General features: G+C 69.0%; 2 protein-coding genes. One reads left to right on the forward strand and one right to left on the reverse strand.

Annotated features, from left to right (window positions below):
* The first annotated feature begins 163 nt into the window (after positions 1-163).
* Positions 164-592 carry a 5-carboxymethyl-2-hydroxymuconate Delta-isomerase gene (locus ACFU8Q_RS41655; RefSeq protein ID WP_384465488.1) on the forward strand — a complete coding sequence of 143 codons (429 nt, stop codon included), beginning with the start codon at positions 164-166 and terminating at the stop codon, positions 590-592.
* A 58-nt stretch (positions 593-650) separates the two neighbouring features.
* Here the strand turns inward: ACFU8Q_RS41655 and ACFU8Q_RS41660 are convergent.
* Positions 651-1,057 (reverse strand): transposase (locus tag ACFU8Q_RS41660; RefSeq protein ID WP_384465491.1); only part of this gene is annotated, 407 nt, incomplete at its 5' end.

Below are 1,057 nucleotides of genomic sequence, written 5' to 3' on the forward strand. Positions count from 1 at the left end.
GCGGTCCCGCCGGGGACCGCCGCCCCATAGGGCTTCCGGGCATGTCCCGGAGCGCCGGCAGATGCCGGCCCGCCGCCCGCACGCAGGTACGTGCTCGGCCTGCCCGGCCCTTTGTCGAGGAACTCGTCGGCGAGCATGGCGAGAGAGTGAATATGCTGCGTCCATGCCACATGTAACCGTGACGTACACCAATGAACTGTGCGAGAACGAGGTCCTCGAATGTGAAGTACTCGGCCCGGAGTTGCACTCGCTGATCGTCGCCAACAGCGGCGCGCGCCCCGAGGCGTGCCGGATCCGTTTCGTCTACCCGCAAGACGACTGGTACATCGCCGGCCGCACGGAGGAAACCCACCAGGCGGTCCACATCGAGATCGCGCTGAAGGCCGGCCGTAGCGCCGAGGTCAAACGCGCGCTCAGCGAATCCGTCCTCGCGCTTCTTCGCACACGCGTCGGGCCTGTCCCGGAGTTCGAGGTCCACTTTTCGGTCGAAGTACGCGACCTCGACCCGGACGGGTATGCGAGCCACATCGAGTCCGCCGGGGATGTCCCCCGGGACGCCATCCCGCAGAGTGCCCAGGTGACTGACGCTTGACCATGGAACCCGCCGCCGCCCACGGTTGACTCCCTGAGGAAATACGAGGCGGCCCTCCTTAATGGACAGTCGGGGGTTGGTACTCCAGCCGGACTTCTTCATTCGCGCTGGTCAACGGCTTGGGCGTGGGGAGTGCAGCGGGCGGGGATCGGGAGTGGGACGGGGCGATCGCGTAGTCGGAGCCGAGGGATCGGGCCTGGCGGCGTAGGTCGCGACCGCCGCAGACCTCGTCGGCGGTGAACCAACGGGCGGGGATGCCCAGGGTGCGGTCCCGGCGCAGCATGGCGGCGGCCAACTGGGGCTTGGTGGCGAACTCGATCTCGTCGGCGACGTCGGCCTCGCCCCGGTCGGCCGCGACGCGCGCGGCTGTGACGCCGGCTCCATCGTCCTGACGAACCGCAGCCCGCCGACAGCGGTGTCGGTGGGCGCGTCGGCTTCCTCGGGCCATTCGACCAGCAGCGTCAC

Source organism: Streptomyces sp. NPDC057543, from assembly GCF_042801895.1.
Taxonomy (GTDB): domain Bacteria; phylum Actinomycetota; class Actinomycetes; order Streptomycetales; family Streptomycetaceae; genus Streptomyces.